This window comes from Clostridium sp. D46t1_190503_E9 (genome assembly GCF_015555225.1).
Classification (GTDB): domain Bacteria; phylum Bacillota; class Clostridia; order Clostridiales; family Clostridiaceae; genus Clostridium.
This window is the reverse complement of record NZ_JADNKB010000009.1, coordinates 111659-133713: the sequence shown is the minus strand read 5'-3', so window position 1 is coordinate 133713 and position 22055 is coordinate 111659. Positions and strand designations below refer to the sequence as shown.

16 protein-coding genes are annotated in these 22055 nt (G+C 27.3%); 14 read left to right on the top strand and 2 right to left on the bottom strand.

The window, feature by feature from the left end; all coding sequences use genetic code 11:
- Nucleotides 1–2 precede the first annotated feature (2 nt).
- Both rluF and I2E83_RS11855 read left to right on the top strand, forming a co-directional pair.
- Nucleotides 3–779 (top strand): 23S rRNA pseudouridine(2604) synthase RluF, encoded by a 777-nt coding sequence (rluF, locus tag I2E83_RS11860; protein WP_195266774.1) that lies wholly within the window; start codon nt 3–5, stop codon nt 777–779.
- 332 nt (nt 780–1111) lie between these two features.
- Nucleotides 1112–1807, top strand: a complete 696-nt coding sequence (locus I2E83_RS11855) for a DUF3298 and DUF4163 domain-containing protein (protein WP_195429959.1) — start codon at nt 1112–1114, stop codon at nt 1805–1807.
- A gap of 270 nt (nt 1808–2077) precedes the next feature.
- Here the strand turns inward: I2E83_RS11855 and I2E83_RS11850 are convergent, their stop codons facing one another.
- Nucleotides 2078–4741 (bottom strand): cation-translocating P-type ATPase, encoded by a 2664-nt coding sequence (locus I2E83_RS11850; RefSeq protein ID WP_195429957.1) that lies wholly within the window; start codon nt 4739–4741, stop codon nt 2078–2080.
- A 387-nt stretch (nt 4742–5128) separates the two neighbouring features.
- Here I2E83_RS11850 and I2E83_RS11845 point away from each other — a divergent pair, with 387 nt between their 5' ends.
- Complete coding sequence (locus I2E83_RS11845) at nt 5129–5392, top strand: sugar phosphate nucleotidyltransferase (RefSeq protein WP_195266771.1); 264 nt, start codon at nt 5129–5131, stop codon at nt 5390–5392.
- Nucleotides 5393–5616: 224 nt separating this feature from the next.
- Here the strand turns inward: I2E83_RS11845 and I2E83_RS11840 are convergent, their stop codons facing one another.
- Nucleotides 5617–6402 (bottom strand): AraC family transcriptional regulator, encoded by a 786-nt coding sequence (locus I2E83_RS11840; RefSeq protein WP_195266770.1) that lies wholly within the window; start codon nt 6400–6402, stop codon nt 5617–5619.
- A 311-nt stretch (nt 6403–6713) separates the two neighbouring features.
- Here I2E83_RS11840 and I2E83_RS11835 point away from each other — a divergent pair, with 311 nt between their 5' ends.
- The 11 genes from I2E83_RS11835 to fsa all read left to right on the top strand — a co-directional run bounded on the left by I2E83_RS11835 (nt 6714) and on the right by fsa (nt 22031).
- On the top strand, nt 6714–8846 hold the full coding sequence (locus I2E83_RS11835; RefSeq protein WP_195429956.1) for a glycoside hydrolase family 3 C-terminal domain-containing protein: 2133 nt from the start codon (nt 6714–6716) through the stop codon (nt 8844–8846).
- Nucleotides 8847–9027: 181 nt separating this feature from the next.
- The gene (locus tag I2E83_RS11830) at nt 9028–10521 is read left to right on the top strand and encodes a sugar ABC transporter ATP-binding protein (protein WP_195266494.1); all 1494 of its coding nucleotides are present in this window, start codon (nt 9028–9030) and stop codon (nt 10519–10521) included.
- Nucleotide 10522: 1 nt separating this feature from the next.
- Nucleotides 10523–11527, top strand: coding sequence for an ABC transporter permease (locus I2E83_RS11825; protein WP_207733850.1), 1005 nt, complete (start codon nt 10523–10525; stop codon nt 11525–11527).
- A 52-nt stretch (nt 11528–11579) separates the two neighbouring features.
- The gene (locus I2E83_RS11820) at nt 11580–12614 is read left to right on the top strand and encodes a sugar ABC transporter substrate-binding protein (protein ID WP_195429954.1); all 1035 of its coding nucleotides are present in this window, start codon (nt 11580–11582) and stop codon (nt 12612–12614) included.
- 251 nt (nt 12615–12865) lie between these two features.
- Nucleotides 12866–14119: an extracellular solute-binding protein gene (locus I2E83_RS11815; RefSeq protein WP_195429952.1), complete on the top strand. Its 1254-nt coding sequence runs from the start codon at nt 12866–12868 to the stop codon at nt 14117–14119.
- A 4-nt stretch (nt 14120–14123) separates the two neighbouring features.
- On the top strand, nt 14124–15884 hold the full coding sequence (locus I2E83_RS11810) for a histidine kinase (protein WP_195429951.1): 1761 nt from the start codon (nt 14124–14126) through the stop codon (nt 15882–15884).
- 16 nt (nt 15885–15900) lie between these two features.
- Nucleotides 15901–16698, top strand: coding sequence for a response regulator (locus I2E83_RS11805; protein ID WP_207733851.1), 798 nt, complete (start codon nt 15901–15903; stop codon nt 16696–16698).
- 13 nt (nt 16699–16711) lie between these two features.
- A complete protein-coding gene (locus tag I2E83_RS18245) occupies nt 16712–17842 on the top strand; it encodes a helix-turn-helix transcriptional regulator (RefSeq protein WP_195429949.1) in 1131 nt (376 codons plus the stop codon).
- Between the two features lie 162 nt (nt 17843–18004).
- Nucleotides 18005–20113, top strand: coding sequence for a methyl-accepting chemotaxis protein (locus tag I2E83_RS11795; RefSeq protein ID WP_195429947.1), 2109 nt, complete (start codon nt 18005–18007; stop codon nt 20111–20113).
- 170 nt (nt 20114–20283) lie between these two features.
- Nucleotides 20284–21339: an aldose epimerase family protein gene (locus tag I2E83_RS11790; protein ID WP_195429945.1), complete on the top strand. Its 1056-nt coding sequence runs from the start codon at nt 20284–20286 to the stop codon at nt 21337–21339.
- A gap of 41 nt (nt 21340–21380) precedes the next feature.
- Nucleotides 21381–22031 (top strand): fructose-6-phosphate aldolase, encoded by a 651-nt coding sequence (fsa, locus tag I2E83_RS11785; RefSeq protein WP_195429943.1) that lies wholly within the window; start codon nt 21381–21383, stop codon nt 22029–22031.
- The last annotated feature ends 24 nt before the right edge of the window (nt 22032–22055 follow it).

Sequence of the window (22055 nt, the reverse complement as noted above, 5' to 3'; positions counted from 1 at the left end):
AGATGAAGCAAAAGAATAATGATGATAAATTTGTAATAATACATAATGATAGAGGTCCTGAAATAAGACTTAATAAATTTATAAGTGAAACTGGATTTTGTTCAAGAAGAGAGGCTGATAAATTAATTGAAAATGGTAGAGTAACTGTAGATGGAATAAAGGCGGTTATGGGAACTAAGGTTAATGAATCAGCAGATGTAAAAGTAGATGGAAAGCCTATAAAGAAGGTAGATGAATTAGTTTATATAGCTTTAAATAAGCCAGTAGGAATTACATGTACTACAGAGAAAAAGGTTAAAGGAAATATAGTAGATTTCGTAAATCATAAGAAAAGAATATTTCCAATAGGAAGATTAGATAAAGATTCTCAAGGTTTAATATTACTAACAAATGATGGAGACGTAGTAAACAAGATATTAAGGGCAGGGAATAATCATGAGAAAGAGTATATAGTTACTGTTGATAAGCCTATTGATGAAAAATTTATAAAATCTATGTCTAATGGGGTAAAGATTTTAGGAACAATAACTAAAAAATGCATTGTTACAAAAGAAAATAAGAATACTTTTAGAATAATTTTGACACAGGGTATGAATAGACAAATAAGAAGAATGTGCGAAGCTTTAGGATATAATGTAGTTAAGTTAAATAGAATAAGAATAATGAATATAAATCTAGGAAACTTAAAAATAGGAGAGTGGAGAGATTTAACTTCGAAAGAGCTTAAAGGAATAAATAGTTTAATAAGTAATTCTGGGAAGACAAAGGAATTTGATTAATAGGAAGTCATAGATTCTAATATTATTAGTGATCTGTGACTTTTTTGTTAGTAATTTAAAGATTTGCTTAAAAAAATAGAAAAGTTATCCACAAGCTGTGAAGTGGCTTTATTAAAGGGCTTGTCAACTTTGACTAGCAGAAAATTATAGTAAGTTTCAGTAAAAATCTGTATGTTACACACATAATCCACATGTCCATGTGGATAAGTTGTGCACACTGTGTTGAAAGTAGTGTTAATAATTATCCACACAACTGTAAATAATAAAATATATAGATAATTATAAAAAATACTGAAAATTACTACAATTTATAGATATAGGAGAAATAGTATATGAAGAAAGCTATAAGAGCATTGATTGGAATCATAGTTTTAATAAATCTTGTCCACATTTATCCACAAGGGATGTTGATAAAATTAAATGGTAATGCTGTCGAAAATACAATACTTGTGGATAAAACTATTAAGGAAAATACTGAGTTTATAAATATAAATGTCGAAATACCTCAAATAGTAGGTTTAATCAATAAAAATGGCGAAAAAGTTATCAACAAGGAAATATTAGATTGGACCACTATGTGGATAAAAGATACAAAAGATGTAAGTGAAGACTTTAAACCAACAGTTCCATATGAATTGAAAGCGAATTATACTTTAACTAATAATAATAAAGTTTTAAGTTTCTATATAGATTATTATCAGTTTAGTGGTGGGGCACATGGAATCACTACTAGGAAAACTTATAATGTAAGTATTGAGAAAGGAGAGAAATTACAATTAAAAGATTTATTTGATAATGGATATGATTATAAAAAATTTATAAATGAAGAAATACAAAAAGAAATAAATAAGAATCCAGATTATTATTTTACAGGTAAAGAAGGATTTCAAGGAATTAAGGATGATCAAAGTTTCTATATAAAAGATGGTAAGCTAATAATACATTTTCCTTATTATGAAATAGCACCATATGCATTTGGAATGCCTGAATTTGAAATAAATACAAAATTAAATTTAGAAAAAATATAAATTTAATATTATAAAATAAAAAGTAAAATTATAAAAAGGTATATAAGATTATTTATTTTATAACTTTACTTTTAAGTTGAGCAAAATTGGAATATATTAACTTATGAATTGGAGAAAAAGTATATTTTAATTATATTTTTAACGTTTTAATATAATGAAGAACGTATATAATTATGTTTTTTATTTAAAATTATCTTATATAAAAAAAGGTGGAAATTCATCTCCGATAAATTTCCACCTTAATTAATAATTGTCCATTATCAATTGTTATTATGCTACTTTTCCAACTTCCTCATTTTCTTCAGAAGAAGATGTATTAGTATGCTTTCTATCTTTAATAGCATCTCTTATAACTTTAACAACTTGAATAATTAAAGTTGGTATAAATGCTAGTAAATAAATATAACCAACTTGTGCTCCTGTTAAAACAGATACTTCAAATAAATTTTGTAAAACTGGTACAAATAATACTGCATTTAAGAATAATAAACCTACACCAAATGCTGCCCAGCTATATTTATTTGAGAATAAACCAATTGAGAATATTGATCTATCGCCTCTACAGTTAAAGCCGTGAAATAATCTTGCTAAGCAAAGTGTTGCAAAAGCCATAGTAGAAGCAACATTATTATCAGTTTTTAATCCTATATAGAAAGCTATTAATGTAAATACTGCTATAACTAAACCTTCAGCTGCAACTTCATATACAAAGTCTTTTGATAATATAGATGAGTTTCTAGCTCTAGGTTTATCTTTTAATAAATCTTTTTTAGATTTTTCCATACCTATTGCAATAGCAGGTAAACTATCTGTTAATAGATTTATAAATAGTAAATGTACTGCATGGAATGGCATTGGTAAAGCAAGTAATGAAGTATATAATACTGATAATATACCAGAAGTATTACCTGATAATAAGAATTTAATAGAATTCTTTATATTCTTATATATGTTTCTTCCATTAGCTACAGATTTAACTATAGTTGCGAAGTTATCGTCTGTTAAGATTACAGAAGCAGCATCTTTTGATACTTCTGTTCCTGTTATACCCATTGCTATTCCGATATCTGCTTGTTTAAGTGCAGGAGCATCATTAACTCCGTCTCCAGTCATAGCAACAATTTGATTTTTTTCTTGCCATGCCTTAACTATTCTTATCTTATGCTCAGGAGAAACTCTAGCATAAACTGAAATATGTTCTATATTGTTTTCTAGTTCTTCATCTGACATTCTATCAAGTTCTAAGCCTTCGATAGCTCTATCACCATCTCTAAGAATACCTATTTGTTTTGCAATTGCAGATGCTGTTATTTTGTGGTCACCAGTAATCATAACTGGTTTTATTCCTGCTGTAATACAATCTTTAACTGCTTCTGCAGATTCTTCTCTTGGTGGATCTATCATTGATATAAGACCAATAAATGTATAGTTGTTTTCGTCTTCTAAAGATAAATATTCAGGATTTGCAAATTCCTTATAAGCAAAAGCTAAAACTCTTAATCCATTTTGTGATAATTGTTTATTTGCATTTATTATATTTTGTTTATCTTCATATGTTATATCTCTTACACCTGTAGGTGTTTTGATTTTTACTATTCTATCTAATAATACATCAAAAGCACCTTTAGTAAACATTAAGTTTTTATTATCAAATCTATGAAGAGTACTCATAAGTTTTCTATCAGAGTCAAAAGGTATTTCTGCTAGTCTTCCATGAGATTTTCTTACTTCTACTTCATCTAAAGATAACTTATGTCCTAAATTTACAAGAGCAACTTCGGTAGGGTCGCCAATTTCAACTCCATCTTTTGATGTAGAATCATTACATAAAATTGAACTATTTACTAAGTAGTTTGTAAGCTCATCATTTAAATCTAGATCTTCTCCATCAATTAATTTATTATCAAGATAAACCTTTTTTACAGTCATTTTATTTTGAGTTAATGTTCCAGTTTTATCAGAGCAAATAACAGATACTGAACCTAACCCTTCAACAGCTCTAAGTTTTTTAATAATAGCATTTTCTTTCGCCATTTTTTGAGTTCCGAGTGCTAGTACAATTGTAACGATTGAACTTAAAGCTTCTGGTATAGCAGCAACAGCTAAAGCAACAGCAAACATAAGAGAGTCGAGCATTGGTGTTCCTCTATAAAGACTAAGGCCAAAAACTAAAACGCAAATTACTAAAATTCCTATAGCTAATTTTTTACTAAAATCATCTAAACTAGCTTGTAATGGAGTTTGTTTTTCTTGAGTTTCTTCCATTAAGTGAGCTATTTTTCCTATTTCAGTATCCATACCTGTAGCAGTAACTATAATTAAAGCTCTACCGTATGTAACTAATGATCCAGAGAAAACCATATTCTTTTGGTCTCCTAAGGCTATTTCTTCTTTTTCTATTACATCAATAAATTTATTTACACTTTCAGATTCTCCTGTTAATGAACTTTCATTAACTTGAAGAGAAAAGTTTTCTATTATTCTACCATCAGCTGCAACCATATCTCCAGCTTCTAATATCAATATATCTCCAGGAACAATTTCTTTAGATTGAACTTCAACTTTCTTACCATTTCTATAAACTTTTGCAGATGGTGAAGACAGTGCTTTTAAACTATCTAAAGATGCTTCTGCCTTAAAGTGTTGAACTGTACCTAATATTGCATTAAGAATAATAACAGCAAATATAACTAAGGTACTTTCTAGATTACCTGTAGCTGCAGATATAATTGCAGCAATAATTAATATTATTACAAGCAAATCTTTAAATTGACTTAAGAAAACCTGCATTACAGTTTGTTTTTTCTTTTCAGTTAATTGGTTATATCCAAACTTGTCTAAGTTTTCTTTTACTTGATGTTCAGTTAAACCACTTTTAGATACATTAAAATTCTTTAATACTTCCTCATGGGGTTTTGAAAAAAACTTCTCCATAATAACTCCTCCAAACTTATTTAATAATAATATTTTGTGTTGTAATAAAAAATTTAGCCTAGAAATATATGAGCCTACAAACAAAAAGAGACTCTTAATACAATCTTCACTTTGTGAAAAACTGTATTAAAAGTCTCGTAACCAATATGGTATATAACACCAGACCAATAGGCCGCGAATGTTGATGTTATATTTTCTACTACTCCCTCTTAATGGAAATATTATATTATAAATTAATTGTAAATCTATTTAAAAAAAATGTCAATACATAAAATTTGTCTAAATAGGAGATTATAAATATAAAAAAATTGTCAATTTTAAAAATTTCACAAAATAAAAGGTAATAGCATAAGATATATCATAGTATTTACATGGAGTTGAAAGTTATTGATATACGGGCTAATATTAGCAGGAGGAAAAGGAACAAGACTTTATCCTTTATCGAGATCAAGTAAGCCTAAACAATTTTTAAAAGTAATAAATAACAAAAGTTTTCTCCAAAACACTGTAGATAGAGTTACTCCTTTAATTAAGAAGGAAAATATTTATGTGGTTACTAACAAAGAATATAAGGATAAGATAAAAGTAGAACTTGATAATATAGATCCTAATAATATCTTTACAGAGCCACAGAACAAAGAGACCCCTTAGTAGATGACAATGGTCCGTAGATAAGATAAAATTGAAAATGGACAATTAAGAATTGTAGTTACAACTCAAGAGAGTTGTTTGAAGTTAAAATTTAAAAGTAAAAGTTAAGGTTGTTTTGCTTTGCAATACTGAATTTAAATTGTACGAAGTACTTTTGTTCAAAATTCTTTATGGACTTTTCATAAATTCTTTTATTTTTTTATTTTTTTTATTTCACTTCGCAGTTATTTATTTGGCTGAATGTTTTTCCTATACATCTTAGGTGTCGAATTAGTTATTTTAACAAAGTTTCTGTTAAATGAGCGAATGCTTGAGTATCCACATGCAAAAGCAATATCTGTTATTGTATATTCAGTATTTTTTAATAAATACATTGAATAATTTATTCTATTTTCATTAATAAAATCTACAAATGATATCCCAAGTGTGTTATTAAGGTATTTAGATAAATAGGTGTAGCTATATCCAAATTTTTTAGCAATACTTTGAAGAGAAATATCTTTTGTGAAGTTTTCTTGAATATAATTTAAAGTTTTATGTAGTAATTCATAGTCATTTTTATTGTTTTCTATTATATCAGTATGGTTTAATACTTCGGAGCAAATAAGGTATAGAAGTCCCTTCATTTCTAATAAATTTGTATTACCTTTAAAAATTTTATCTATAATTAAAGTTTTAAAATCATTAGGTAAAGTAAAGATAGGATTATTTAAGAACTTTTCATGAACCATATTATGAAAAGTTTTTATGTATTCAGGTGAAAAAACACAAATATATGATTCAGAGCTATTCTTAGTAACAAAAGAATGTATTTCGTATGGAAGTAGTAGAATACATTCGTCTTCTTTTATTTCAAATGTTCTATTATTAACGCTAACTTGAAGACATCCACTTTTTACATAAATAAGCTCAAAGCTTCTATGTAAATGCTTAGGAAAATTAAAATTATAATTATGATAGTGAGATAATGTATTATTTTCACCAAAGTGATGAGATTCATAAGTTAACATAATAATCCTCCTAATAATAAATTTTGTCTATAATAATTTATTTTACACTTATTTAGATGAAATGACTATATCTACAAGATATATATCGATGGTAATTAGTAAAATTTAAGATATGCCATAGTAAATAAAATAAATTCATATAAAAAAATATATTAAATTATGAATTTGAAGTGTGTATAAATAAAAATTATCAAAAGGATAAAAATTGTCTATAAATAGATAATTAATTTCTTGTTAGCTTCTTATTGTAGTCGCTATCATATAGATATAGGTAATTTAATAGAAAATTTATTTCAAAAGGATGGGTTGTAATGAGTATAGAAAATAGAATGACACATGAAGAAGCCTTGGCTAAAGCAAAAGAATTAGTATCAAAAATGACATTACAAGAAAAGGCATCACAATTAACATATAATGCAGCACCAATAGAACATCTAAATATTCCAAGATATAATTGGTGGAATGAGGGGTTACATGGAGTTGCAAGGGCTGGTACAGCTACTGTATTTCCACAAGCTATTGGACTAGCTGCTATGTTTGATGATGAGTTACTACAAAAGGTTGCAAATGTAATATCTACAGAAGCACGTGCAAAATATAATGAAAATACTAAAAAAGATGATAGAGATATTTATAAGGGAATAACATTATGGTCACCTAATATAAATATATTTAGAGATCCAAGATGGGGACGTGGTCACGAAACTTATGGAGAAGATCCATATTTAACATCTAAGCTTGGAGTAGCATTTATAAATGGACTTCAAGGAGATGGAAAATATTTAAAGACAGCAGCATGTGCAAAACACTTTGCTGTTCATAGTGGTCCAGAAGGTTTAAGACATGAATTTGATGCAGTAGTAAATGAAAAGGATTTATATGAAACTTATTTACCAGCATTTGAAGAAGCAGTAAAAGAAGCTGATGTTGAATCTGTAATGGGAGCTTACAATCGTACTAATGGAGAACCTTGCTGTGGAAGTAAAACTTTATTAAAGGATATATTAAGAGGAAAATGGAATTTTAAAGGACATGTAGTTTCTGATTGTTGGGCACTAGCAGATTTCCATTTACACCATCAAGTAACAAGTACTGCTACACAATCAGCAGCATTGGCTATAAAAAATGGATGTGATTTAAACTGTGGAAATATATATCTTCAAATGTTACTAGCATATAAAGAAGGATTGGTGACAGAAGAAGATATAACAACAGCGGCAGAAAGATTAATGGCAACAAGAATAAGACTTGGAATGTTTGATGAAAACTGTGAATTTAATGATATACCATATGAAGTAAATGATTGTGAAGAGCATAATGATCTTTCACTAGAAGTATCAAGAAAATCAATGGTATTACTTAAAAATAATGGACTCTTACCAATAGATAAGTCAAAACTAAAATCTATTGCAGTAATAGGACCAAATGCTGATAGTCAAATAATGCTTAAGGGAAATTATTCAGGAACAGCATCTAAGTACACAACTATACTTGAAGGAATACAAGAAGCTGTAGATAAGGGTACAAGAGTGTACTATTCAGAAGGAAGTCATTTATATAAAGATAGAGTAGAAAATTTAGCTCAGTCTAATGATAGAATAGACGAAGCAGTTTCAGTAGCAGAAAGATCAGATGTAGTAGTATTGTGTTTAGGATTAGACTCTACAATTGAAGGGGAACAAGGTGATACTGGAAATAGTGAAGCAGCAGGAGATAAGGAAAGCCTTGATTTACCAAAAAGCCAACAAATTTTACTTAAGAGTGTTTTAAGTACTAATAAGCCTGTTATAGTAGTTTTAGGTTCAGGAAGTGCTCTTACACTTAATGGATTAGAAGAAAAATGTGCTGCAATATTACAAGCATGGTATCCAGGAAGTCATGGAGGAACTGCAGTAGCAGATTTATTATTTGGAGAATATTCACCAAGTGGAAAATTACCATTAACATTCTATAAAAACACAGATGATCTTCCAGATTTCACTGATTACTCAATGAAGGGAAGAACATACAGATATGTTGAATCAGAAGTTTTATATCCATTTGGATATGGCTTAACTTATTCAAAGGTAGAACTAAGCAATTTAAATATAGAAGAAATTAATAATGATTTTGAAAATGTGAAAGTAAGTATAGATATCAAAAATATAGGCGAATATGATACTGATGAAGTAGTTCAATGCTATTTAAAGGATTTAGAATCTAAATATGCAGTATTAAATCATAGCCTAATTGGATTTAAGCGTGTAAATTTAAGAAAAGGTGAAAGTAAAACTGTAAACTTTGAATTAAGAAGAAAAGAATTCGAAGTTGTAAATGATGAAGGTAATAGAATTCTAGATAGCAAAAGATTTAAATTATTCGTTGGCATATCTCAACCAGATACAAGAAGTATTGAGCTAGTAGGCGTAGAGCCACTAGAAAAAGAAATACATTTAAATAATTAATGATTATATTAATCAATTAACAAGGTGGATTCAGTTAGAATCCACCTTATTTTATTTTACACAAGATGTTTTAAAAGGTAAAAATATCAAAGAATTAAGTAAAGATATTTCATATTATAAATGTTTACAATATTGTAATATAAGTATTGAAAACGATTAATGAAAGAGGGGGGATTACAACTTGAGTAATGTGCTTTTAGAAATGAAAAATATCCATAAAAGTTTTCCAGGAGTGTATGCACTTAAAGGAGCACAATTAAAAATAAGAAAAGGTGAAGTACATGCATTATTAGGAGAAAATGGTGCAGGTAAATCAACATTAATGAAGATACTTGGTGGAGTTCATGAGCAAGATGAAGGGGAAATTCTTGTTGATGGAGTTAGCTATGGAGTAATAACTCCAGAAAAGGCTAAAGAAATAGGGATAGGCTTTGTTCATCAAGAATTAAATTTATCAGAAACTCTAACAGTTGCTGAAAATATTTATATGGGAAGATTGCCTTATAAAAATAAATTATTGAAAATAATAGATTTTGATAAATTACACTCAGATACAGAAAAAATTCTTAAAAGATTAGAGGTTGACATTAAATCTACTGATTTAGTAGAAAAATTACCTACTGCAAAAAAGCAAATGATAGAAATTGCAAAGGCAATAAGTTTGGATGCAAGATTAATAATATTTGATGAACCATCAACATCTTTATCAGAAAAGGACGTTGAAAACTTATTTAAAGTAATAAAAGCTTTAAAAAGTGAGGGAGTTGCAATTATTTATATATCACACAGATTAAAGGAAGTATTTGAAATATGTGATAGAGCTACAGTCTTAAGAGATGGGGCTTATATAAATGAGTGTGAAATGCAGGGAATAGAAGAAAGTCAGCTTATAAATATGATGGTTGGAAGAAATATAACAGAATTATTTCCTAAAGAAATTTTCGAAGCCAAAGAATATGTTTTAGAAGCGGAAGATTTATGTGATTTTAATGGAAAAGTAAAGAATGTAAGCTTTAAAGCTAGAAAAGGAGAAATTTTAGGTATTGCTGGGCTAGTTGGAGCTGGTAGAACTGAATTAATGAGATTAGTTTTTGGTGCAGATCCAATTATGAATGGAAAAATAAAAATGAATGGTAAGGATATAAAGATAAATGCTCCAATAGATGCAATTAAAAATGGAATATGCTTATTAACTGAAGATAGAAAAAGCCAAGGTTTATCATTACAAATGAGTGTTGTTGATAATATAACAATAACTAATTTAAAGTCATTTTTATTAAATCATAAAGAATTAAAACAAATTGGAGAAAGATTCCGAAATGCAATACAAATAAAATTAGCTAATATCGATGTTACAGCAGGAACTCTTTCAGGAGGGAATCAACAAAAGGTAGTTTTAGCTAAATGGTTAAATTCTGATTCACAAGTATTTATATTTGATGAACCAACTAAGGGGATAGATGTAGGTACAAAGGCTGAAATATATGAAATAATGAATGATTTAGTGAGAAATGGAAAAATAGTAATCATAATATCTTCTGAATTACCAGAATTACTAGGAATGTCAGACAGAATATATGTTATGTGTGAAGGAAAAGTAACTGGTGAGCTTACTAGGGAAGAAGCTACTCAAGAGGAAATTATGAAATTAGCTACACTTGGAGGTATTAATTAATATGAGTGAAAAGGTTATGGAAAATAAATTAACAGCTAAAAAGAACAAGCTAGATTTAAAAGGCTTGGCAGTAAAATATTCAATATATTTAGTATTAGTAGTTCTTATTATATCATTTTCAATAATTAGTTCAGACTTTTTAGGTGTGGCTAATATTTCAAACTTCTTTAGACAAATACCAACAGTAGGTATATTAACAGTAGCATATGCAATGATTTTAATAACAGGAAATGTTGATTTGTCTATGGGAGCAAATGCTGCTTTCTCAGGATGTGTAGCAGTATATCTAGCAGTAAATGGATTTAATCCAATAATTTCAATATTAGCAGCTTTAATTGTAGGTGCATTATGGGGATGCCTTAATGGTGTTTTAATAACTAGTTTTAAATTAGATTCATTTATACTTACTTTGGGTACAAGCTATTTAATACGTGGAATAATACTATTTTTAACAAATGGTATTTACATCAAAGGGTTACCTGAATGGTTTTATAAAATATCAAATACAAAAATAGGAACTCCATTAATTCATGCTAACACAGTTATATTCTTCTTAATATTCTTAGTAATTATGTTCATTATGAAAAATACAAGATATGGAAGATATTGTTACTCAGTTGGTTCCAATAGAGAAGCAAGTAGATTATCAGGAATAAATGTTAATAAGCACATAATTAAAGTTTATGTAGTTGAAGGACTTTTAGCAGCAGTAGCAGGGATATTATTAATGTCAAATATCAATGTAGGTGCACCAAGTGAAATAAATGGACCTGAATTATATGCGATGGCTGGTTCTATAATGGGTGGAGTTGCATTTGGCGGCGGTATTGGTAGCATAGGTGGTGCAATAGTAGGGATATTTACTATTCAAGTATTCCAAAATGGATTATCAATTTTAGGTGTAAACTCATTTATACAACAAGCTGTTACTGGAGCAATAATCATAGTGGCTATAGTTGTTGACTTCTATAGAAGAAAAGGAAGCTTAAAGAAGAAGGCAAAATAGAAAATAAATTTACTGAAAACTTAAAAACATTAAAATTTGGGAGGTATTAATTATGAAGAAGAAGATAATAGCATTATTATCAACAGTATGTATGCTAACAGCATTAACAGGTTGTGGAGCAGGAAGTGGAGATGGAAAAGTAGCAGATGGTGATTCAAAGGATAAAAAGGTAATATATTATATTCCAATAAATGATACAGGAGCATATTGGTCACCAATAAGAAAAGCTGCAGAACTTGAAGCAACAGCTTTAGGGTATGAATTAGTAGTAAAAACAACTCCACCAAGTGAAGCACAAAAGAATGAAAGACATATCGGGTTTGTAGATGAAGCAATAAGAAAAAATGTTGCAGGTATAGCTATTGCTCCAATGGATCCAGACATGTTTGATAACAAGGTAAGAGAAGCTAAGGATGCTGGAATTCCAGTAGTAACTTTTGATGCTGATGTAAAAACATCTGATAATAGAATAGCTTATGTAGGTACTGATAATAAGTTAGCAGGAGAACAATTAGGTGAAAAGGGAGCAGAAAAATTAAAGGAGCAAGGTGTTACAAGTGGTAAAATAGCACTTGTATCAACAAACTTAACACAAACAACAATGACTTATAGACAAGAAGGTATTAAAAAGGGATTTGAAAAAGTAATGGGAGATAGTGCTAAAAACTTCCAATGGTTAGAAGCTGTTCAAGATAACGATCAGTCTTCAGTTTCAAAGCAACAATTAGAAGGTCAAATAGTTGCTAATCCAGATATGGTAGCTGTATTCTCATTAGGTTCAGAAGGTCCAGATACAGGAGTTATGGAAGCTATAAAATCACAAGGTAAAGGCGGAAAAATACAACACTTTGGATTTGACTACACAGCTACATGGGAAAATGGTATAGAAAGTAAATTAATAACTGGTATAGTTGACCAAGATTCATATGAGATAGGAAAAACAGTAATTGATGTTTTAGATAAGCAAATAAAAGGTGAAAAAGTTGAAGAAAATTATCCAATAAAAGTTAAATGGATAGAAGCAAATGAAATAATTAATTATGGAACAGAAAAGCAAAAACAATTCTCTGATGAACAAACTGAATAAAATATTATTGACATAAGAGTAAGAAACAATAATCCATCATAAATTAAAAAAATGTGATGGATTTATTGTATTTTTAATTAATAGATTTGATGAAATAAGCTAAGGACTAATTAACGAATCCTATAGTTCAATATTAGAAAATAGAATTTGTAATAATTTAAGTCATGTTGATTGTAGTATAATATAATAAAAGTATTATTTCATTTATTCCAAGATTAAGGTTGTTTATAAAAAGTGGAGGAGTATGTTTTATGAAAAAGGTATCCATAATTTATATAATTATAGTTTTGATGGTTAATATGTATGGTTGCACAGAAAAAAAAGTTAATGATACAGAGGAAACTATTACGTTAACAATGTGGCATATATGGACACAAAAATCTGATAATACTAACGGTAGTATAGTAGAAGGTGTAATTGAGGAATGGAATAAGAATAATCCGCATATACAAATTAAATCTGAAATAGTAGAAAATGAAAAATACAAAACCAAAATAAAAACAGCAGTTGCAACCAATGAATTACCAGATATATTTTTTTCTTGGGGAAATGGATTTAGTGAACCATTTATTAAGTCTGGAAAAATTTTAAGCCTAGATGAATATATAGATAATGAAACAAAAAGTAATGTAAAGGAAAATATGTTTGATAATATAGAGTACAATGGGAAAATTTATGGACTACCTATTACAATTTCAACAGGAACCTTTTATTATAATAAAAAGCTATTTGAAGAGAATAACCTTGATATACCTAGAAATTATGATGAATTATTACAAGTTATTAAAACCTTTTCAAGTATAGGGATAATTCCACTTGGAGCTTCTGGAATGGATAATTGGACAGGTATGATGTATTATGATATTCTAGCTCTTCAAGATGGAGGAGTTGATGGTGTAAAAGGAGCACTAGAAGGGAATAATTACAAGTTATTATTAAAGACTGCTTATAAAATGAGAGAGTTAGTTCAGGCTGGAGCATTTAGTCAAAATGATTTAGATTTAACACGAGATGAATTAGAAATGAAATTCAAAAATGGAGAAGTAGCTATGTACTATACTGGAAATTGGTTTATAGGAGATTTAGAAAATTCAATAGTAAAAGATGATATTATTATAGGTAATTTTCCAGGGAAGGATTCTAATTCTAAGCAAAATGACTTTTTAGGAGGACCAACAGACTATTTGATGATAAGCAATGATTCTAAATATAAAGATGAGGCAGTTGAAGCAATTGAATTTATATGCCAAAGAGTATCAAGAGAATTTTTTGAGTTTGGAGCTGGATTGCCTGCTTGGAATGAAGCTAAAGAGTATGAAGACGTAAACAATTTAAATAAAGAATTAGAAGATTTGACAGATGACTCAAATTACTTTTTATATTGGGATATTTATTTAGGAGAAGAAAAGGGAAATGTTCATAAAAGTTTAGTATATGATTTAATAAATGGCAAAATAAACCCTGAAGAGTTTTCAAATATTATGAGTAATTTAAAACGAGGATAAAAATATGCTTAATAAGTTTAAAATTAGTTCCATAAAAGATAATTATTTAAATTTAAGTATTATGAAAAAAATAGTTATTTATTTTTCTATGGTTTTTGTAATTTCCATTCTATTTATAACTATAGTTTATGAAAAAATAAATACTAGATATACGCTAGAAAAATTAGAACAAAGCTCTTTAGAGGTTTTAGAAAGTGCAAAATCTAATATGAATATAATAATCGGAAATACTAACAATGTTTCCAAAATGATAATATCTTCATATCAAATTCAAAACATTCTAAATCCATATCAAGAAAAGGATAACTCACTAAAAAATGAAGTTAATAAATACTTAATTCAATTTACTAACTTTCAGTCAAATATATCATCAATATATATATTAGATTATGAAGGAAGTAAATATTATTCTGATAACTATTCATATAAGACATTAAATTTAAATGATATAAAACATTCAAATTGGTATGAAGAGTTAATTAATAAAAATGGAGACTACATCTTAAAATACAATTGTGGTGGCTTGATAGATGAAGTAGATAGAAATTATGTGTCATTTATTAGGATAATTAATGACATAAATACTCAAAAACCAATAGGAATAATGATTATAAATATAGATGAAGATATGTTCTTTGATTTGGGAACAAATTTAGAAAATAAATATTCAACAAAACTATTAATTAAAAATAATGAAAATGATTTTATAACAAGACCTAGTAATATAGATGTTTTAAGTCAGTTGGAGGAAGATATAGATTATTGCATTAAAAATGGAACTATAACTAAGAACATAGAAAAAAATAATTATATTTTATCAAGTGTTCCAGTAGAGGGGATTAATTGGAATATAGTATCAATTTCCTCGTACAGTAAATTATTAGAGCAGAATAAATATGTAAAATATATATTACTATATTTTATATTAATAAATTTTGTGCTAATATTCCTTGGATCTATGGTAATATCAAAATTCATTACAGGACCTATAAATAAACTTTGTGAATCTATGAATGATGTAGGAGACGGAAAATTCAATATAGTAAATATAAAAACTTATAATGATGAAATTGGACAAATGAAAAATAGGTACAACTGCCTTATTATAGAAATTCAAGAACTTATGAAAAAGATAAAAGAAAATGAAGAGAAAAAGAGACAAATAGAATTAGATTTATTAATGTCTCAAATTAAACCTCACTTTTTATATAATACCTTAGATTCTATTAATTCACTTGCATTATCAGGAGAAAATAAGAAGATATATAAAATGATAAAATCCTTAGGGAAATTTTATAGAGTAAGTTTAAATGGAGGAAAAAATCTAATAAGTATAAAAGAAGAAGTTGATACAATAAGAAATTATCTAATAATTCAGGAAATGAGATATAGAGATTTATTAGAAGTTGAATATAATTTAGATGATTCATGTAATGAATATAAAATAATAAAACTAGTTTTACAGCCATTAGTTGAAAACTCTATTTATCATGGAATAAGAAATAAAAATGAAAAGGGAAAGATAATAATTTCAACATACCACGATGATGAAAGTATTTTTTTAAGTGTTGAGGATAATGGATTAGGAATTGATGAGAATAAAATAAAGAATATTTATGATAATGAAGGAATTGGAGTTGGGTTAAGGGCAACTAAAGAGAGATTAAGAATTTTCTATGGGGAGAAATTTAAATTTGTAGTTGAAAGTAAAGTTGGTATAGGGACTAAAATAACTATAAAAATCCCTAAAGAAAAACTTATATAGAAGAGGGGGGATTCTATTGAAAACAAAGATAATCATTGTTGATGATGAGTATTTAATAAGAAATCTTATACGTAATTGTATAGATTGGGATGAAATAGATATTGAAATAGTTGGAGAAGCTTCTAATGCACATGAGTGCTTAAAATTAATTGAAAAAAATAAACCTGATATAGTCTTAACTGATATAAATATGCCATTGACTAATGGATTAGACATGAGCCAGCATCTTTTAGAAAAATATCCAGAAATTAGAATAATAATAATAACTGGATATGATAAATTTGAATATGCAAAAAGAAGTATAAGATTAGGAATAAGTGATTTTATATTAAAGCCTATAGATGACGAAGAATTAAAAGAGGCAGTTTTAAGGTTAAAAGAAAAAATAGAAAAAGAAAAAGCAGAAATTAATGAAGTAAAAAGTATTAAAGAAACTATTGGAGATCTTACAGAAATAATAGAATTAGAAGAATGTGAAAGCGATAAGTGTGTTAATATTAACCAAATAAAAAAATATATAATAAAAAATATATCTAATAAAGATTTATCATTAAAAAGTGTAGCACAACATTTTTATATAAATTCATCTTATTTAAGTAGGATTTTTAAGGAAAAGACTAATGAGAATTTTGGTGAATATATAATAAAAACAAAAATGGAAATAGCTTTAAAGATGCTAGAAAACCCCAATATTAAAGCTTATGAAATTTCGAAAAAGTTAGGTTTTGATGATCCTAATTATTTTAGTAATTGGTTTAAGAAATATAGTGGATTATCTATAAAGGATTATAGAAATAGTATGGTTAAAAAGTAAGGAGAAAGATTGGGTGGAAGAGTTAGTAGGATATAAAGAGAGTTTTATGGGAAATACTTTAGGAAAAAAGTTGAAGTTTAGATGTTTAATAATAGAGTTTGAAGTTTACAATATTGAGGATGCTTCACTCAATAAAAAGAAACTAATGGAATGTAATTTAAATAATATAATAAGTGATATAGTAAATGAAGATGAGTATTATATTAGTTTTAAATTGATAGAGCAAAAAAGTGGATACGATATATCGTTTGTATATAATAAAAAAATAATGGAAATGAATGGAGAAAATGAAGAGGATTATATAAATTTTTTAAAGGAAAGTATAGAACAAAAAATTAATCATAAGGTTCATATTTATATAGGAAAAGAGGTAAATAATAATAGAGATATAATATTATCTTATAAATCAGCAGAAATATTAAGACTTTTAGTAAATTCATCTGATTTAAATTATTATGATAATATAGTTAATGAAAACAATGCTTCATATAAATTAGGCAAAATATATATTGATGAATTAATAGAGCAAGTTCAAGAAAATAATGAAGAGAAAATAATAGAAAATATAGATTTGCTATATGATAGTTTTAAAACTAATTCAGTATCATTGGAATTTATAAAAATGGATTTTAACTATTTAACATATAGAATAATTATGCTTATTAAGGATTTAGATTTAGAATGTAATAATAACAAAATCATTGAGTTTATTACTTATGATTTACATGAGAATTTAATGAGAAGAGGAAGTAATAGATACTTGAAAGGTTTTTTACTTGAATTATCAGGGTATTTAAAAAAGATTAAAGAAAATATAAGTGATAATGTATTAAATTATGTAATAAAAGAAGTAGCTGAAAATTATATGGACAAGCTAAGTTTAAAATCAATAAGTGAAAAATATTACATTAATAGCGCATATCTAGGACAATTGTTTTTAAAAAAATATAATAAAAGCTTCAAGGATTATTTAAATGAATTTAGAATAGAAAAAGCAGTTTATTTACTACTTAATACAAATAAAAAAGTATATGAAATAGCAACAATGGTTGGATATAGCAATACGGATTATTTTATAAAAAGATTTATGGAAGTAAAAGGTATGACGCCATTACGGTATAAACGAAATAAGATAAAGTATTAGAAAGAATAAAATGACAAAATATGTCTATATATAGATAATTAATTTCTTGTTTGATTGAAAAAGAGTATAGTATTATGAGAATAATGATAAAAGTAAATGCAATCTTTTTGAAAACGATTAATAAGGGGCTGTTTATTACTATATAGGTATAAGGAGAAAAATATGAAAAAGAAAATACTAAAGCTATTTGATAAAAATAAAGATAGTTTAAAAACAAAAAAGTTCAAATTAAACAATCTTTATAACTTATCAAGAAACATTAGCATAAAATATAGGTTAATATTCTTTTATGGATTTTTGATACTTTCTATATTGTTGTTTATAGGTATAACATCTTTGTTTCAATATAGAGATGCCATTAATCAGAAAAGTAAGAAGTTTTCTTCGCAAATTACTTCGCAAATTAAGAGAAATATTTCAAATGAAATGGATAAACATTCAGATTTAGCTAAATCATTATCTATGGAGCCAGACATTCAAAATTACTTAATGAATAGTAAGAATATGGATTATAATGAAAAATATCAAATGACTATATCTTTATCTAAATTAATGAGAATTAGAGCTCTAGCAAATAAAAACTTAGAAAATATAAGTATTTTAGATAGTGAGAACAATAGCTTAGGAAATACTGCAATAAGTATGTTAGATTATTTGAAAGAAAATGAGATCAATGATCAAAAGTGGATTTTACAAAAGAATGATGATGTATATTCAATTTATAATATTACTCCAATAAATTCTCCGAATAATGGTAAAAAGATGGGATTATTAATTCAAGAAATAGACCCTAATATTTTTTCAAATGTACTAAAAGATATAGATTTAGGAGAAGGATATAATGTATCAATAGTAGGGTTAGATGGAACGATTATAGGGAATACTGATAAGATTAACATAGGACAGAAATACAAAGAAGAGAAGATTATAGAAGATGTTAAAAGAGAAATTAGCCTACTAGGCGAAAAGGAAGAAAATATAGAAAAAACATTTTCTGGTTCAAATAATAAACAATTAATATCTTTTGCAAGTATAGAAGCTAATGATTGGTATTTATTATCTACTATCCCATATAGTTATTTGAACAAGGAAGCTAATAAGATTAGCATAAATATAATAATAATAGGCTTAATCTCTTTTGTAATAGCTATGATTATTTCTATATTAATATCAAGAGGTATTTCAAGATCATTGCAAGATTTAATTAATCATATGGATAAGGCTAAAGGCGGAGATTTACACATCAATATAAATGATAATTACAAGGATGAAATAGGAAAAGTTAATGGTGCATTTAAAGAAATGCTTAAGAAAATAAGCGTGTTAATAGAAGATATAAAAAGCTTAATTGATAATATATCTAATGGAACAAAAGTAATTTCTATAGCAGCAGAGCATTCATATGCAGTTTCAGAAGAAATATCAGCAACTATGGTAGAAATAGAAACAGGAGCTGTTGGACAAGTATCTAGTGCAACTGAAAGCTTAGATTGTATGAATAATTTATCAAATGAGATAAATATAGTTAATGAAAAAGCAAGCAATGTATTAAGTCATTTAGAAAAGGCAAAATATTTACAAAATGGAGCAGTAGATACAGTAAAAGTATTGAACTTAAGGGCAGGAGAAACTAATGAAATATCTTTGGAAATTGTAAATCAAATAAATGCTTTAAATCATGAAGTAAAAGAAATTAAAGACATAGTTGATATAATAAAAGATATATCAGAGCAAACTAATTTATTGTCATTAAATGCAGCAATAGAAGCAGCAAGAGCTGGTGAAGCTGGAAAGGGATTTGCAGTAGTGGCAGATGAAGTTAGAAACTTAGCAAATAAGTCAAAGGAATCTTCAATAAGAATATCTAATATAATAAGCAATATTCAAAGGAAAACAGATGGAGTTGCTAATATGGCAAATAATTCAAAGGGCGTAATTATACAACAAATGGACGCTTTAAAAGATACTAGTTCAGCTTTTAATGATATCTTCTATTCAATGGGAAAAATTGATATTGAACTAAAAGAAGTCTTTGAATCTATAGAGAGAATAGTTGAGTCAAAGGAAGTTACAAAGACTGCAATAGAAAGTATAGTATCTATATCAGAAGAAACAGAAGCAACAACTAGAGAAGTATCAAGTGCTACTCAAGAGCAAATAAAAGAAATAGAAAAGGTATCTGATTTTTCAAAGGAGTTAGATGCAATAGTAGAAAAGGTAAAATATACAGTTTCCTATTTTAATGTAGATGATTCTAATAATGTAAACTAATAATATTTTAAAGAAGGAGTATATCCTTCTTTTTTTATAAAAATATAAATTGAAATTCAAATTAATCAATAGGATAAATATTGTCCATAAAAACATAAGTAATTTCTTGTAGCATGAATCAGGTATATTATAAGATAAATATGAATATAAGATTAAGTGGGGGGAAGAATATGTCTATAGTTGAACAGTCATTTGGAACAACAAAAAGTGGCATAGAAGTAAAAAGCTATACCTTAACTAATAAAAATAAAATGGAAGTTAAAATAATAACTTATGGTGGAGCTATAGTAGAAATTAATGCTCCAGATAAAAATGATAACTTTAGCGATGTTATTTTAGGATATGACAGTATTGAAGGATATGAAAATGGAAAGAAATTTCATGGAGCTTTAATAGGAAGATGTGGAAATAGAATAAAAGATAGTAGATTTACAATTAATAATGAAGAGTATGTTTTAGCAGCAAACGATGGAGTAAATCATCTTCATGGGGGCAGAAAAGGTTTTGATAAGGTTGTATGGGATGCAGAAATAATTGATGACGAAAACAATATATTAAAATTGTCATACTTAAGTAAAGATGGAGAAGAAGGATATCCAGGAAACTTAAATGTAAATGTATTCTATTCTCTTACAGCAGATAATGAGATAAAGATAGAATATAGAGCTGTTAGTGATAAAGATACAGTAGTTAATCTTACTAATCATGCATATTTCAATCTTAGAGGACATTCTTCAGGTGACATTTTAGATCAAAAGTTAATGGTTAATGCTGATAATTTCACTGTAAATGATAGATATTCAATTCCAACTGGAGAAATAAGAAGTGTAGAAAATACTCCTATGAATTTTAAGGAATTAAAAGCTATAGGAGAAAATATAAACGATCAAGATGAGCAAATTGAATTTGGACAAGGTTACGATCATAATTGGTTACTAAACTCAAAAGGAGATTTATCGGTTTTATCAGCTAAACTTGTTGATGAAGTAAGTGGACGAGTTATGGAAATGTATACAACAAATGTAGGAGTACAAGTCTATAGTGGTAATTTTCTAGATGGATCTGAAATAGGTAAAAATAATGTAGCTTATGAAAAAAGAAGTGGAGTATGCTTAGAAACGCAATTTGTTCCTAATGCTATAAATGATAATAATTTTGAAACTTCATTACTTAAGGCAAATGACGAGTATAGACATACTACAATATATAAATTTACAACTATATAACTAATAAAAAAGATTTATAGATAAAAGGAGAGGTAGTAATAATGAAATTTTTCTTAGATACAGCAAATGTAAGTCATATTAGAGAAGTAAATGAAATGGGAGTTATTTGTGGAGTAACAACAAACCCATCTCTTATAGCAAAAGAAGGCAGAGATTTTAATGAAGTAATAAAGGAAATTACAGAAATCGTAGATGGACCAATTAGTGGGGAAGTAGTTAGTGAAGATGCTGCTGGAATGATAAAAGAAGGTAGGGAAATAGCTAAAATCCATAAAAATATGATAGTAAAAATTCCTATGACAGGCGAAGGATTAAAGGCAACTAAAGTTTTAAACAATGAAGGTATAAAAACTAATGTAACTTTAGTATTTTCAGCTACTCAAGCTTTACTTGCAGCAAATGCAGGGGCAACATATGTTAGTCCATTCCTTGGAAGATTAGATGATATATCAATGACAGGTATGGATTTAATAAGAGATATTTCAGAGATATTTAGCATACACCAAATAAATACAAAAATAATTGCAGCAAGCGTAAGAAATCCAATACATGTTTTAGATGCAGCTAGAGCAGGAGCAGATATAGCAACAGTTCCTTATGAACTAGTTAAACAAATGTTAAAGCATCCATTAACAGATCAAGGTCTTGAAAAATTTAAGGCAGATTGGGAACAAGCTTTTGGAAATAAATAAGATATTGATTATAAGAAAGTGAGG

Bases quoted from the DNA above. Each gene is read 5' to 3' on its own strand.
- rluF (WP_195266774.1), top strand. From the start codon at position 3: ATGAAGCAAAAGAATAATGATGATAAATTTGTAATAATACATAATGAT.
- I2E83_RS11855 (WP_195429959.1), top strand. From the start codon at position 1,112: ATGAAGAAAGCTATAAGAGCATTGATTGGAATCATAGTTTTAATAAAT.
- I2E83_RS11850 (WP_195429957.1), bottom strand. From the start codon at position 4,741: ATGGAGAAGTTTTTTTCAAAACCCCATGAGGAAGTATTAAAGAATTTT.
- I2E83_RS11840 (WP_195266770.1), bottom strand. From the start codon at position 6,402: ATGTTAACTTATGAATCTCATCACTTTGGTGAAAATAATACATTATCT.
- I2E83_RS11835 (WP_195429956.1), top strand. From the start codon at position 6,714: ATGAGTATAGAAAATAGAATGACACATGAAGAAGCCTTGGCTAAAGCA.
- I2E83_RS11825 (WP_207733850.1), top strand. From the start codon at position 10,523: ATGAGTGAAAAGGTTATGGAAAATAAATTAACAGCTAAAAAGAACAAG.
- I2E83_RS11820 (WP_195429954.1), top strand. From the start codon at position 11,580: ATGAAGAAGAAGATAATAGCATTATTATCAACAGTATGTATGCTAACA.
- I2E83_RS11815 (WP_195429952.1), top strand. From the start codon at position 12,866: ATGAAAAAGGTATCCATAATTTATATAATTATAGTTTTGATGGTTAAT.
- I2E83_RS11810 (WP_195429951.1), top strand. From the start codon at position 14,124: ATGCTTAATAAGTTTAAAATTAGTTCCATAAAAGATAATTATTTAAAT.
- I2E83_RS11795 (WP_195429947.1), top strand. From the start codon at position 18,005: ATGAAAAAGAAAATACTAAAGCTATTTGATAAAAATAAAGATAGTTTA.
- I2E83_RS11790 (WP_195429945.1), top strand. From the start codon at position 20,284: ATGTCTATAGTTGAACAGTCATTTGGAACAACAAAAAGTGGCATAGAA.
- fsa (WP_195429943.1), top strand. From the start codon at position 21,381: ATGAAATTTTTCTTAGATACAGCAAATGTAAGTCATATTAGAGAAGTA.